The sequence below is a fragment of the Trichococcus flocculiformis genome, from assembly GCF_963662535.1.
Classification (GTDB): Bacteria; Bacillota; Bacilli; order Lactobacillales; family Aerococcaceae; genus Trichococcus; species Trichococcus flocculiformis.
Genome location: NZ_OY759718.1, coordinates 891567 through 904635 on the forward strand (window position 1 = coordinate 891567; position 13069 = coordinate 904635).

13 protein-coding genes are annotated in these 13069 nt (G+C 46.7%); all 13 read left to right on the forward strand.

Annotation, left to right across the window (positions count from 1 at the left end; translation table 11 throughout):
• The first annotated feature begins 50 nt into the window (after positions 1–50).
• The 13 genes from pstB (ACKPCD_RS04535) (at position 51) to ACKPCD_RS04595 (ending at position 13061) form a co-directional block, all read left to right on the forward strand.
• Entirely contained in the window at positions 51–800 is a 750-nt protein-coding gene (pstB, locus tag ACKPCD_RS04535; RefSeq protein ID WP_086988732.1) for a phosphate ABC transporter ATP-binding protein PstB, read from the forward strand.
• Between the two features lie 66 nt (positions 801–866).
• Positions 867–1541, forward strand: a complete 675-nt coding sequence (gene phoU, locus ACKPCD_RS04540) for a phosphate signaling complex protein PhoU (RefSeq protein WP_068560967.1) — start codon at positions 867–869, stop codon at positions 1539–1541.
• A 376-nt stretch (positions 1542–1917) separates the two neighbouring features.
• A complete protein-coding gene (locus tag ACKPCD_RS04545) occupies positions 1918–2778 on the forward strand; it encodes a phosphate ABC transporter substrate-binding protein PstS family protein (RefSeq protein WP_086988689.1) in 861 nt (286 codons plus the stop codon).
• 98 nt (positions 2779–2876) lie between these two features.
• Positions 2877–3794, forward strand: a complete 918-nt coding sequence (pstC, locus tag ACKPCD_RS04550; protein WP_068561056.1) for a phosphate ABC transporter permease subunit PstC — start codon at positions 2877–2879, stop codon at positions 3792–3794.
• A gap of 2 nt (positions 3795–3796) precedes the next feature.
• Positions 3797–4681 carry a phosphate ABC transporter permease PstA gene (pstA, locus tag ACKPCD_RS04555; protein ID WP_086943739.1) on the forward strand — a complete coding sequence of 295 codons (885 nt, stop codon included), beginning with the start codon at positions 3797–3799 and terminating at the stop codon, positions 4679–4681.
• A 33-nt stretch (positions 4682–4714) separates the two neighbouring features.
• Complete coding sequence (gene pstB / locus ACKPCD_RS04560) at positions 4715–5521, forward strand: phosphate ABC transporter ATP-binding protein PstB (protein ID WP_068560963.1); 807 nt, start codon at positions 4715–4717, stop codon at positions 5519–5521.
• Positions 5522–5533: 12 nt separating this feature from the next.
• Entirely contained in the window at positions 5534–6298 is a 765-nt protein-coding gene (gene pstB, locus ACKPCD_RS04565) for a phosphate ABC transporter ATP-binding protein PstB (protein ID WP_068560961.1), read from the forward strand.
• Between the two features lie 43 nt (positions 6299–6341).
• Positions 6342–7010 (forward strand): phosphate signaling complex protein PhoU, encoded by a 669-nt coding sequence (gene phoU / locus ACKPCD_RS04570; RefSeq protein ID WP_068560959.1) that lies wholly within the window; start codon positions 6342–6344, stop codon positions 7008–7010.
• A 184-nt stretch (positions 7011–7194) separates the two neighbouring features.
• Positions 7195–7542, forward strand: a complete 348-nt coding sequence (locus ACKPCD_RS04575; RefSeq protein WP_068561054.1) for an ArsR/SmtB family transcription factor — start codon at positions 7195–7197, stop codon at positions 7540–7542.
• A 105-nt stretch (positions 7543–7647) separates the two neighbouring features.
• Positions 7648–10497 carry an excinuclease ABC subunit UvrA gene (gene uvrA, locus ACKPCD_RS04580; RefSeq protein WP_086988686.1) on the forward strand — a complete coding sequence of 950 codons (2850 nt, stop codon included), beginning with the start codon at positions 7648–7650 and terminating at the stop codon, positions 10495–10497.
• Between the two features lie 349 nt (positions 10498–10846).
• Positions 10847–12358: a daptomycin-sensing surface protein LiaX gene (gene liaX / locus ACKPCD_RS04585; RefSeq protein ID WP_288926948.1), complete on the forward strand. Its 1512-nt coding sequence runs from the start codon at positions 10847–10849 to the stop codon at positions 12356–12358.
• Between the two features lie 41 nt (positions 12359–12399).
• Complete coding sequence (locus tag ACKPCD_RS04590) at positions 12400–12717, forward strand: PspC domain-containing protein (protein ID WP_068560953.1); 318 nt, start codon at positions 12400–12402, stop codon at positions 12715–12717.
• Positions 12717–13061, forward strand: coding sequence for a phage holin family protein (locus ACKPCD_RS04595; RefSeq protein WP_068560951.1), 345 nt, complete (start codon positions 12717–12719; stop codon positions 13059–13061). The genes ACKPCD_RS04590 and ACKPCD_RS04595 overlap by 1 nt, the downstream gene beginning before the upstream one ends.
• Positions 13062–13069: the final 8 nt, after the last annotated feature.

A 13069-nucleotide genomic window follows, 5' to 3' on the forward strand; every position in this document is an offset into this window, starting at 1 on the left:
ATTAGGAGGTTACTCATTTGAACCCAGAAGTGAGCTTAAAAGATAAAAAAATGATCTATAGTGTGAAAGATTTCAATCTATGGTACGGAAATACCCATGCCTTGAAGAACATCCAACTAGATATTCCCACTAAGGAAGTCACAGCGATCATCGGACCATCAGGCTGCGGAAAGTCCACTTTCATCAAGACCTTAAATCGGATGGTAGAATTGGTTCCAATCGTAAAAATGACGGGATCAATCATTTACAATGAACAGAATATTTTTGATCCGCGGTACAAAGTGGAGCAGTTGCGTACAGATGTGGGCATGGTTTTCCAAAAGCCGAACCCTTTCCCGAAATCAATCTATGAAAATATCGCCTACGGACCAAAAATCCATGGCGTAAAAGACAAAAGCGTACTGGATGAAGTCGTTGAGAAAAGCTTGAAAGGTGCAGCGCTGTGGGATGAAGTAAAAGATCGTCTGAAAGAAAATGCCTTCGGGTTATCTGGCGGACAACAACAGCGTTTGTGCATCGCCAGAAGTCTGGCGGTCGAACCGGAAGTCCTTTTAATGGATGAGCCGACTTCCGCTTTGGATCCGATTTCGACATCCAAAGTCGAAGATCTTATCCAGACTTTGAAAAAAGACTACAGCATCATCATCGTCACCCATAATATGCAACAGGCAGCCCGGATTTCGGACCAAACGGCCTTCTTTTTAAATGGAGAAGTGGTAGAATATGATAAGACAGAAATCATTTACTCCAATCCGAACGATAAACGCACAGATGATTATATCTCTGGCAAATTCGGTTAAGACTGGGCTATAATGGGATGAGAGATGCACTGTGATGCATAATGACATGTAACAGGGGGCGAAAAGATGAGAAAAATTTTTGAAGAAGAATTGCAGGATCTGCACGTACTTTTCTCTGAAATGGGAAAAATGGTGAACGAAGCAATCTACATATCTGTTAAAGGTTTTGTGAATCATGATAAAGAGCTTGCTGCAGAAGTGATTGCGCATGATGTCGCCATCAACCAAAGAGAAGCGGAAATCGAGAAAAGATGCTTTGAATTGATTGCGTTGCATCAACCGGTCACCGGCAATCTCCGCAGAATCGTCACCATCATGAAGGCGTGCGCGGACTTGGAGCGTATGGCAGATCATGCCGTCAGTATTGCGAAGTCGACTATCCGCGTTAAAGGCAACAAGCGCAATTCCGATATCGAAGCAGCGATAGCCGAGCAGTCGGAAAAAGTAAAAGTCATGGTGGAGGAAGTACTTGCCGCCTACATCAAAACGGACATCGAAAAAGCCAAAGAAGTTGCCCTGAGCGACAAAATGGTCGATCAAGCTGCCGAACATATCTACGGACGCGCCATCGAAGAGATGAAGTTGGATCCGGAACTTGTTCTGGGTGCGACCGATTACATCATGGTTGCCGGCTATCTCGAGCGAATCGGCGATTATGTAACAAATATTTGTGAATGGATCATTTATTTGGGTACAGGGAAAATAATTGAATTGAACACAAACAACAAGTTTGAAGACTAACACAATTATGAATGCAGGATGAGAAAAGATAAAGCCAGGAAGGCCACGCAATCGAACCCGATTACGTGGTAGCTTCCTGGCTTTTTTTATGCGTTTTTGGATCACAGCAGTCAACTGCAGGTCATTGAAAATACTCATGAAAATGTAATATATATTTCTGCACCAGATATAAGACAAGCGTTCCGCCAATTTGTTATAATGTGGATAATCAGAGCGTAAATTTACAGAAAAAAAACGTGAAATCAACGTTAAAATGTTCCATCGATAAAATATATGGTGGATTTACATAAAATTTACAAAAGAGATACGAAACATTTACAAACATTCGTTACGATGGATAAGTATGTGTTCAAGGTAAATAAATGGGAGGTACACAATGAAATTAAAATACGTTTCAGCCATAGTCAGTCTCGCTGCCGTTTTCGCTCTGTCAGCCTGCGGCCCCGTAGTCGATGAGGAATCCATCACGGCGGTCGGTTCTTCTGCGCTGCAACCGTTAGTCGAGGCCGCTGGGGAACAATTCAGTGCGGAAAATCTGGGGAAATTCGTCAATGTCCAAGGCGGCGGTACCGGAACAGGCTTGAGTCAGATTGCCGCAGGTGCGGTTGACATCGGCAATTCGGATATTTTTGCTGAAGAGAGGGAAGGCATCGATGCCAGCCAATTGGTCGATCATCGTGTCGCCATCGTCGGCATCACGCCTATCGTGACACCAGGCGTCGGTGTGACCGATCTTTCCATGGAGGAGTTGCGCGGCATTTTTACCGGCAAATACAGCAATTGGTCCGAGTTGGGAGGAAAAGATTTGCCGATCGTCGTCTTGAACCGAGCCAAGGGAAGCGGAACCAGGGCAACATTCGATAAATGGGTTCTGGCCGGAGAAGAAAGCATCATCACCCAAGAGCAGGAATCCAACGGAACCGTCCGTCAGATTGTTGCTTCAACACCGGGAACCATCAGCTATGTGTCGTTCTCGTACGTCAATGAAGATGTCGAGGCGCTTTCCGTCGACGGGGTGAAGCCGACGCCTGAGAACGTTACGACAAACGCATGGGTCATCTGGGCATATGAACATATGTATACGAATGGCGAACCGACAGGCTTGACGAAAGAATTCCTGGATTACATGCTGTCGGAAGATGTCCAAGGAAGTCTGATTGAAGCGTTGGGATACATTCCTTCCACAGATATGAAGGTCGACAGGGACCTTGAAGGAAACGTAACACCGATCGAATAAAACAACTGAAATATCATTGTGATGAATGGCATCCGCCTTTTCATAGGAAGGCGCCTTTCGTCGCGGCTCAAAGTTTAAGAGGAGGGTTTCTCTTGGAAATGACACCAGGAAACTTAATGAAAAAGTCAAGTAAACGCAGATTGGAATCGTTTGGACGCACCATCAGTCTGATCAGCACGACAGTCATCGTCTTCATCGTGCTGTCCATTCTATATTTTGTCATCAGCAAAGGGATATCCACCTTTGTCACGGATGGTGTATCATTAGGGGATTTTTTGACGAAAAGCATCTGGAATCCCGGCACCGTCGCTGATGACGGCACACCATTGGTCGGAGCCTTACCGATGATCGCAGGCTCATTTTTGGTCACTTTGATTTCCGCAGCCTTGGCAACACCTTTTGCCGTTGCTGCAGCTTTGTTCATGACGGAAATTTCACCGAAATCCGGGAAAAAAATTCTGCAGCCGGTCATCGAACTGCTTGTCGGTATTCCGTCCGTTGTATATGGTTTCATCGGCTTGACTGTTGTTGTGCCGTTTGTCCGTTCCTTGTTCGGCGGTACCGGATTTGGTATTTTATCTTCTACTCTGGTTCTGTTCGTTATGATTTTGCCGACTGTGACCAGTATGTCAGTGGATGCTTTGAATGCTGTTCCGCGTCATTACCGTGAGGCTTCACTCGCTATGGGCGGGACACGGTGGCAGACCATCTATAAAGTGGTTCTGCGGGCAGCGACCCCCGGATTGTTGACGGCAGTCGTCTTCGGGATGGCGCGTGCGTTCGGAGAAGCCTTGGCGGTTCAAATGGTCATCGGAAATGCGACTTTGATGCCGAACAGCCTGGTGACCCCAGCTTCGACATTGACAAGTATTTTGACGATGAGCATGGGGAACACCGTAATGGGAACTTTGGAAAACAATGTCCTCTGGTCATTGGCGACCATCCTCCTTTTGATGGCTCTATTCTTCAATATTTTGACACGTTACATCGGTAAGAAAGGAGCCGTTAAAAAATGAATCTGAATCCCAAAAAAGTAGACAAATTTATGGTCGGCCTGATTTATTTGTTTTCCGGAACGATCATCCTTATTTTGGCCAGTCTGCTGCTCTTTATTCTATGGCGCGGCTTGCCCCAGTTTTCGTGGGAATTTTTGACGGCTCCAGCAAAATCCTTCCAGGTAGGCGGAGGAATCGGAGTACAGTTGTTCAATTCGTTCTATTTGTTGGTCCTGACCTTGTTGATCAGTACGCCACTTGCCTTGGGCGCGGCGATTTATCTTTCGGAATATGCACCTCAAAATTGGTTTACCGACATCATCCGTACTGCTATCGAAGTTTTGAGTTCTTTGCCATCCGTTGTCGTCGGTCTCTTCGGATTCCTGATTTTCGTCATCCAGTACGGTTTTGGCTTCTCGATCCTTTCGGGAGCTTTGTCCCTGACTATCTTTAATCTGCCGCTTTTGACGCGTACGATCGAAGATTCCTTGCGGGCGATCCCGTCTTCCCAGCGTGAAGCTGGCTTAGCGTTGGGCCTTTCCCGTTGGGAGACAGTGACGTTGATCATTCTTCCGGCTGCCTTGCCGGGTATTTTGACCGGAATGATTTTGGCGGCAGGACGTATTTTCGGTGAAGCTGCCGCTTTGATTTATACAGCCGGGCAGAGCGCGCCGGCTTTGGATTTCACAAACTGGAATCCACAATCCATCACAAGTCCTTTAAATATTTTCCGGCCTGCCGAAACATTGGCTGTGCACATCTGGAAGATCAACAGTGAAGGCGTAAAACCGGATGGAGCGGAAGTGTCAGCTGGTGCCTCAGCAGTACTGGTATTGGCTGTCCTCATCTTCAATCTGACTGCCAGAAGTTTGGGCAGAAGATTGCAGAAGAAGGCTACTTCAGCATAGAAACGGAAAATTGACTTGAAGGAGGGACCCTTGATGGGAAATGAAAAGATATTGGCAACGAACATCATCCAGATGCGTCCTGAGGCCGAAGTCGCCCTCAAAACAAATGATCTTCACGTTCATTATGGCGATTTTGAAGCGATCAAAGGCGTTTCCATGGAATTTGAAAAGAATAAAATCACCTCGTTGATCGGACCGAGTGGGTGTGGAAAATCGACTTATCTCCGTTCGTTGAACCGAATGAACGACACTGTTCCCGGTGCAAAAGTGACTGGGGAAATCATTTATCAAGGCATCGATGTGAACGTGCCTGAAGTTGATGTGTTCGAGATGCGGAAAAATATTGGGATGGTATTCCAAAGGCCGAATCCTTTCAGCAAATCGATTTATGAGAACATCGCTTTCGCACTGAGAAGGCATGGTCTGAAGGACAAGGCGACATTGGACGAAATCGTCGAAACCAGCCTGAAACAAGCTGCTCTTTGGGACCAAGTGAAGGATCAGTTGAACAAGAGCGCCTTAGCGCTCTCTGGTGGTCAACAGCAGCGGCTCTGCATCGCAAGGGCGATCGCTCTGAAGCCGGATATCCTGCTTCTGGATGAGCCAGCCAGTGCGTTGGACCCGATCTCGACTTCCCAAGTCGAAGAGACGTTGTTGGAGCTGAAGGAGAAGTATACAATCATCATTGTTACGCACAATATGCAGCAGGCATCCCGAATCAGTGATTATACAGCGTTCTTCTATTTGGGCAATGTCATTGAATATGATGAGACCAGAAAAATCTTTACTCGTCCGAAGATCCAACAGACGGAAGATTATGTTTCTGGGCATTTCGGCTAGGAGGAAAGCAACGTGAAAAGCACTAAACCCATTATTGAAACGCGTGATGTACATTTATATTACGGAAAGAACGAAGCGTTGAAGGGCATTTCGCTTGATTTTCATAAAAAAGAAATCACGGCTTTGATAGGGCCGAGCGGATGCGGAAAATCCACCTATTTAAGAACCTTGAATCGGATGAACGATCTGATTCCGGATGTGACGGTCACCGGAAAAATCAGTTTCAATGATCAGGATATCTATAGTCCGCAAATGGACACGGTAGAGCTGAGAAAAAAAGTCGGTATGGTTTTCCAACAGCCGAATCCATTCCCGTTTTCAGTTTTCGATAACGTGGCGTATGGTCTGCGCATCGCCGGGATGAAGGATAAGGAAAAAATCGCCCAAATCGTGGAAGAGAGCCTGAAGAAAGCAGCTGTATGGGATGATGTCAAAGATAAACTGGATCAGAGCGCCTTATCTTTATCTGGTGGCCAGCAACAACGTGTCTGCATCGCACGGGTCTTGGCGATCGAACCGGAAGTCATTTTGTTGGATGAACCGACGAGTGCCTTGGATCCGATTTCCAGTGCACAGATTGAACGGATGCTTATGGAATTGAAAGAAGATTACACGATGATCATTGTTACGCATAATATGCAACAAGCATCGCGGATCTCTGATAACACCGCCTTTTTCTTGAACGGTGAACTGATCGAATACGGGGAAACAAGCCAAATTTTCACGAATCCAAAAGAAAAACAAACGGAAGATTATATTTCTGGACGTTTCGGCTGATCCATTGCATAATGAAATATATTTACAAAGGGGTTGGTTTTTGATGAGACGAGTGTTTGAAGAAGAATTAGAGAGTTTGCACGCTCACTTTTTGAAGATGGGTGTATTGGTCAATGCTGCAATCCATAAGTCAATCGATGCTTTTGTAACGCACGACAAGGAACTGGCGCAGCAAGTCATCGATGAAGATGCAGCCATCAATAAGCTTGAGAACGATCTGGAAATCGAATGCTTCGAGCTGATTGCTTTGCAGCAGCCTGTGACTACGGACTTGCGCAAAATCGTGACCGTGATGAAAGCCAGCGCAGACTTGGAGCGGATCGGCGATCATGCAGTCAGTATCGCAAAATCGACGATCAAGGTGAAGGGCAAGAAGCATGATGCCGATATCGAAACGGCCATTGCAGAAACAGCTTTGAAGGTCATGGATATGGTCAAGGAAGTCCTGGACGCTTATGTCGTCCTTGATGTCGAACGTGCGCGGGAAATTGCGGCGCGGGATACGGAGATCGACGCGGCCGCCAAAAATATCTATGAAAACTGCATCGAACAAATGAAGCAAGATCCTGAGATCGTTTTGGGCGGAACAAACTATATGCGTATCTCCACTTATTTAGAAAGAATCGGAGATTACGTAACAAATATTTCCGAGTGGATCATTTACTTGGACTCCGGAGAAGTAGTAGAATTGAATGTCCATCATAAAATTTAATGATAAAAGCGTTGTGATACCCAAAGCGGTGTTGCAACGCTTTTTTTCTGTGTCAGTCAGAGCTTGAGCCAAGCCGGATTGCATACAGTTGCTTGATTTTGGCAGCAAGGGCAATGGCTTTCATAGAACGGATGAATTTGCTAAAATAAGGATTGAAGTAAGGGATAGGGGTCTAGGTGAGATGATGTCAGACTTGAATACAGAAACGATACAGGCAGTTACAAAAATATTCAAATTGATCGGCGATCCAACGCGTTTTTTGATTCTCCATGTACTGGAAAATCGGGAACTGAACGTAAATGCTATTGCGGAGGAACTGGACTTGGAGCAATCCGCGGTGTCGCACCAACTGAAAAAGCTGAGGGAAGCAAAGTTGGTGAAGAGCAGAAGAAACGGGAAAAACATCCTGTACAGCCAAGAGGATCAGCATGTCTACGCAATTCTCCACATGGCTGTCGAACATGCCGAACACGGTCGGGAGGATGCAAAAATTAAAACAAGTACAACAGCATCAGATAAGAAACCGCATTGAACAGGGGAGCGAACTAGTGTTCTTTTCAGGGCTGGATATGGTATACTACAGTCAAACAGGAAATCGACGAAAACCAAAGAATAAGTCAAAAAAGGATCTGAAATTATGGCAAAAGACCAAATCATCGTACGGGGAGCCCGTTCGCATAACTTGAAAAATATAGATGTCACCATCCCCAGGGACAAACTTGTCGTCATGACCGGTCTTTCTGGGTCGGGTAAGAGCTCATTAGCTTTCGATACGCTTTACGCAGAAGGTCAAAGGCGGTATGTGGAAAGCCTCTCAGCCTATGCGCGCCAGTTTCTGGGTCAGATGGACAAGCCGGATGTGGACAGTATCGATGGCTTGAGTCCAGCCATTGCAATCGATCAAAAGACGACGAACCGCAATCCCCGTTCGACAGTCGGAACAGTCACGGAAGTCAATGATTTCCTGCGCCTGCTTTTTGCACGTGTGGGTCATCCGATTTGTCCGAATGATGGCACCCCGATCAGCAGTCAATCGCCCGAGCAGATGGTGAATCAGGTGCTTGAGTTTCCGGAACGCACGAAAATGCAAATATTGGCACCGATCGTCAAAGGAAAAAAGGGACAGCACAAAAAAGTATTCGAGGACATCAAAAAGCAAGGCTATGTCCGTGTCCGCGTTGATGGGGAACTGTTTGATATTTCCGAAGATATTGAATTGGAAAAGAATAAAAAACATGACATCGCGATTGTTGTGGATCGGGTAGTCATCAAGGAGGGCATCCGTTCGCGCATCTTCGATTCGATCGAAGCGGCGTTGCATTTGGCTGATGGCTACGCCATTGTTGATGTCATCGGCAGTGAAGAACTTTTATTCAGCGAACACCATGCTTGCCCGTATTGCGGATTTACGATTGGCGAGATCGAACCGCGGCTGTTTTCTTTCAACGCGCCCTATGGAGCCTGTTCCGAATGTGACGGGTTAGGAATGAAGTTGGAAGTCGATCTTGATTTGATTGTTCCGGATAAGCAACTTTCTTTGAATGAAGGGGCTTTGGTACCGTGGAACCCGATCAGTTCAAATTACTATCCGGAAATGCTGCGTCAATTTTGTGCACAGAACGGCATCGATATGGATCTTCCGTTTGCCGAGCTTGGCCCCGACACCCAGCAAAAACTGCTGTATGGCGCTGGAGGCGACTTGTTCCATTTCCATTACCAGAATGAATTCGGTGGTGTCCGCGATGTTGATATCCCCTTTGAAGGGGTCATCACTAATGTCAATCGACGCTACAAAGAAACATCGAGCGATTTTACGCGCGAAGCGATGCGCCAGTACATGACCGAGTTGCCTTGCCATACCTGCCACGGCTATCGTCTCAATGAGCAAGCCTTGGCCGTGAAGGTGGCCCAACACGACATCGGGCAAGTAACGGAGTTTTCCATCGAAAATGCCGTCGCTTTCTTCGAGGGAATTTCTCTTTCGGAACAAGAGCAGCAGATTGCGGCACCTATACTGAAGGAAATCTTGTCACGCTTGACTTTCCTCAAGAATGTCGGCCTCGATTATTTGACGTTGAGCCGGACGGCGGGCACACTTTCTGGAGGAGAGGCGCAGCGGATCCGCTTGGCTACACAAATAGGCTCCAATCTGTCCGGCGTGCTCTACATCTTGGATGAGCCGTCCATCGGGTTGCATCAACGCGACAATAATCGGTTGATTGAATCGATGAAAAATATGCGCGACCTTGGAAACACGCTCATCGTCGTGGAGCACGATGAGGACACGATGATGCAGGCGGATTATCTGATCGATATCGGACCGGGTGCTGGCGAACTCGGTGGTGAAATTGTGGCTGCCGGAACGCCCGAGCAAGTCATGAAAAATAAGAAATCCTTGACCGGAAAATATCTGTCAGGGAAATTGTTCATCCCGGTTCCGGAGACGCGAAGGACAGAGGACAAAGGTGCCGTGAAAATCACCGGGGCTACTGAAAATAACCTGAAGAATGTGGATGCTGCCTTTCCTTTAGGGAAAATCGTGGCAGTCACCGGCGTGTCCGGCTCAGGAAAAAGTTCCTTGGTCAACAATGTCCTGAAGACGGCTCTCGCCAAAGAATTGACCCGTACGAAAGAAAAACCGGGCAAGTTCAAAACAATCAGCGGGTTCGAAGGTCTGGAGAAAATCATCGATATCGACCAAAGCCCGATCGGACGGACGCCGCGAAGCAATCCGGCAACCTATACCAGCGTCTTCGATGACATGCGCGACCTATTTGCCAGCACCAATGAAGCCAAAATCCGCGGCTACAAAAAAGGCCGCTTCAGCTTCAATGTCAAGGGCGGACGTTGTGAAGCTTGCCGCGGCGATGGCATTCTGAAAATTGAGATGCATTTCTTGCCGGATGTTTACGTGCCTTGCGAAGTTTGCCACGGCACACGCTATAATTCCGAAACGTTGGAAGTGCAGTACAAAGGCAAGAATATCGCCCAAGTATTGGATATGACCATTGAGGAAGCTCTGACATATTTTGAAGCTATCCCTAAAATCAGGCGCAAACTACAGACCATCGTCGATGTCGGACTCGGCTATGTGACATTGGGACAACCCGCAACGACTTTATCCGGTGGTGAAGCCCAGCGGATGAAATTGGCCAGTGAACTGCAGCGCGTATCAAGCGGCAAGACATTCTACATACTGGATGAACCGACCACAGGGTTGCATACGCATGATATCGCTAGATTGTTGCAGGTTTTGGACCGTCTGGTGGAAGCCGGCAACACGATCGTCGTGATCGAACACAATCTGGACGTGATCAAAACAGCCGATTACATCATCGATATGGGACCTGAAGGCGGAGCCGGCGGGGGAACCGTGCTCGCTACCGGCACTCCGGAAGAAATCGCTGAGGTAGAGGGCAGCTATACCGGCCAATTCTTGAAACCTATTCTCGAACGGGATAAAGTAAGGGATAAAAAAAATAAATAGCCAAAACAGGCTGCCTCATTTAATGATGAGACAGCCTGTTCGTCGTTGCTGTCAGATAATTTTTTTGAGGCAATTCTCTATAATTTGGAAATGTAGCATTCTTCTCCGGTGAACTGCCCTCGCTGGAGCTTAGGACAGCTAATACGCACTTTCTTTTTTCAGCAGGCAACCCTACTGTGTCCGCTAGCTTCTAGTCATTTCTGCTGAAGAGAAAATCAAACTTAAGACCTATGACAAGAGGAACGAACTTGGGCATAATAAGGACATAAGCAATAGATATCCAGAAATAGGCAAATTGAGTCCCCTGTCAGCGAATAGATAAATGGATAATCATCAAGGAGGAACTACCATGAATGAAAGAGACCGAATTTTGGCGTTGGTAAGAGAAGGCATCATCACTACAGAAGAAGCCTTGGTACTTTTAGAGAACTTAGCGAAGCGCGAAGGAAAAGATGCAGTGAAGTTCAATCAGCAGCAAGATTTCACAGATGTACCCGATACTTCATCAGAATCCTCAGAGCAAACGGCTCCAGTTTCCGATAAGGAACGGGAAGACCGCAGAAATTTGGAAAAGATTTTGGATGAGCTGGCCAGCGAAATTTCTTATTTCTCCTCTCAGATCGATGCGAAAGGCGAAGCACTCCAGTCATTGCAAAAACAAATCAACGACAAATCCGAAAAAAGGCAGGAACTGGCCACAGCAGATGAATTGGGCGATTTGACTGGCGAACAAGAAATTACGTTGATGCGTTTGGATGAAGAACTGGAGGCTCTTCGCGGACAAGTTGCCGCGCTGGAAGCCGAAAAAAGCGAGATGGAACAAAAAATGCGCAGCCTCAAGAAGGAGCATGTGGAAAATAGCGTGAAATCTTTTGGTGAGAAACTGGGCAATAAAGAGGAATGGAAAGACACAGCCACCAATTTCGCGGAACGTCTCACTAAAGCAGGCACCCAACTAAGCAAATTTTTGGTCGATACGGTCCAGACGGTCGCAGAGAATGTCGATTGGAAAGACACTGATTTCAACATCAAGATCCCAGGCTTGATCACAAGTAAATTCCAGCATGAATTCATATTCGATCAGAATACCGCGACAATCCTTGATTTTCAATTGGCAAACGGGAATGTGACGTTGCAGAGTTGGGATAACGAAACCATTTCGGTCGCTGCAGATGTGAAGATTTACGGAAAAACGGAAGAAGCGACAGCGAAGGAAGCTTTCGACGCCCGAAGTACGATTGTGATGGATGAGGATAAACTCACTTTCCGCGTTCCGAACAAACGGGTGAAATGCGATATCGTCGTCTCCTTGCCGAAACGCGAATACGATTACGTCGCAATTAAGATGTTGAACGGGAATGCGACCTTGAAAAACATTGAAGGAAAAGATTTTTACATCAAATCCACGAACGGCAATATGGTTATTTCAGGTCTCAAGGCCATCATGCTGGAGACGGATGGAGTCAACGGGAATCTGGACGTTTCGGAAAGTACGATTGTTGATGTGTTGGCGAAAACAATCAACGGCAGTCTGACGATCAAAAGCGATGTCGTCAGTGCAACTGTTTCCGTGGTGAATGGGGATGTGAAACTGTCCTATCCAGGAACAAACGCCAAACAGATCCAAGCTAGTTCCGTCAACGGTTCTGTCAAGCTGTCTTTGCCTGCTGCCAAAAGCGCAGAAGTGAAAGCAAGCAGTTCGTTGGGGAAAATCATGAACCGGATGGAGAATATCGAAATCCTCCGCCAAAAAAATGAACACACAAACAAGTATCTGGAATTCAGACGAATGGACGAAGAATCTCCGGTTATGGTAGAATTAAAGACAACAACAGGAAACATATTTTTAAAAAATAACTAAAAATAGCGATAATAAATGGCACAAATAAGGAGAGAACGAACATGAAAAAATTAACCAAATCTGCTACAGACAGACAAGTCAGCGGTGTTCTGGGAGGTATTGCCGAATACTTCGGCATCGATTCGACGATTGTGCGTGTGATCTTTCTGATTGCCGTCTTTGCGGGAGTCGGATCGCCCGTATTGCTGTACATCCTGATGGCGATCCTGATGCCTGAACCGGGCCAAAGCGGCAGCGGACAATCATTCGGGGGAACATATGGATCATCATCTTCCCGCCGCAGTTCTGACGCTTCAAGACCAGTAAAAGAAGCAAAACCAGTGGATAAACAAGAAGAGGACGACTGGAGTGATTTCTGATGGGATTCTGGAAAAAAGCAGCGGTGAACTCGCTAGTGTTCATCGCCTTAGCTTATTTCATGGCACCTTCCTTCTATGTGCATAGCCTTTGGACAGCGTTCTGGGCCAGCATTGTCTTGGGTATCGTCAATTTTCTGATCAAACCAGTGTTTTTGATCCTCTCGTTCCCGATTACGCTCCTTACTTTCGGTTTGTTCAGCTTCGTGATCAATGGATTCATGCTGTATCTGACGTCTTGGTTGGTGGGACCGGGATTCCACTTCACAAGCTACGGTACAGCGTTTCTGGTGGCTTTGATCATGTCGATCGTGCATATGTTCCTGAGCAGGGACGATGCGCATTAGTAAATTGG

Bases quoted from the DNA above. Each gene is read 5' to 3' on its own strand.
- uvrA (WP_086988686.1), top strand. From the start codon at position 7,648: ATGGCAAAAGACCAAATCATCGTACGGGGAGCCCGTTCGCATAACTTG.
- ACKPCD_RS04590 (WP_068560953.1), top strand. From the start codon at position 12,400: ATGAAAAAATTAACCAAATCTGCTACAGACAGACAAGTCAGCGGTGTT.
- ACKPCD_RS04595 (WP_068560951.1), top strand. From the start codon at position 12,717: ATGGGATTCTGGAAAAAAGCAGCGGTGAACTCGCTAGTGTTCATCGCC.
- phoU (WP_068560959.1), top strand. From the start codon at position 6,342: ATGAGACGAGTGTTTGAAGAAGAATTAGAGAGTTTGCACGCTCACTTT.
- pstB (WP_086988732.1), top strand. From the start codon at position 51: ATGATCTATAGTGTGAAAGATTTCAATCTATGGTACGGAAATACCCAT.
- phoU (WP_068560967.1), top strand. From the start codon at position 867: ATGAGAAAAATTTTTGAAGAAGAATTGCAGGATCTGCACGTACTTTTC.
- pstC (WP_068561056.1), top strand. From the start codon at position 2,877: ATGACACCAGGAAACTTAATGAAAAAGTCAAGTAAACGCAGATTGGAA.
- ACKPCD_RS04575 (WP_068561054.1), top strand. From the start codon at position 7,195: ATGTCAGACTTGAATACAGAAACGATACAGGCAGTTACAAAAATATTC.
- pstB (WP_068560963.1), top strand. From the start codon at position 4,715: ATGGGAAATGAAAAGATATTGGCAACGAACATCATCCAGATGCGTCCT.
- liaX (WP_288926948.1), top strand. From the start codon at position 10,847: ATGAATGAAAGAGACCGAATTTTGGCGTTGGTAAGAGAAGGCATCATC.
- ACKPCD_RS04545 (WP_086988689.1), top strand. From the start codon at position 1,918: ATGAAATTAAAATACGTTTCAGCCATAGTCAGTCTCGCTGCCGTTTTC.